Origin of the sequence: Microbacterium sp. GbtcB4 (assembly GCF_019091465.1) — a bacterium.
In the GTDB taxonomy this organism is placed as follows: Bacteria; Actinomycetota; Actinomycetes; order Actinomycetales; family Microbacteriaceae; genus Microbacterium; species Microbacterium paraoxydans.
This window is the reverse complement of the sequence record NZ_JAGXJJ010000540.1, coordinates 1-237: the sequence shown is the minus strand read 5'-3', so window position 1 is coordinate 237 and position 237 is coordinate 1. Positions and strand designations below refer to the sequence as shown.

General features: G+C 73.0%; 1 protein-coding gene. It reads left to right on the top strand.

What is annotated here, in order from left to right; genetic code table 11:
- Positions 1-18: 18 nt before the first annotated feature.
- Positions 19-237 (top strand): hydroxyethylthiazole kinase (locus tag KVS71_RS18755; RefSeq protein ID WP_217585287.1); only part of this gene is annotated, 219 nt, incomplete at its 3' end.

The following is a 237-nucleotide window of genomic DNA, read 5'->3' as shown; positions in this document are numbered from 1 at the left end:
TAGCGAAGGGATGTCGCAATGAGCGATCCTGTGCGTCCGCAATCCGTCCTCGACCTCGCCGCCACGCCGGGAAGGCTGCGGGAGGAGGTCCGGGCTGCGCCGCCGTTGACGCACTGCGTCACGAACGCCGTCGTGGCGGGCTTCACCGCCAACGTGCTGCTGGCGCTCGGGGCGGCGCCGGCCATGGTGGACATCGTCGGCGAGGCCGGGCCGTTCGCCGCTGCCGCCTCGGGGCTC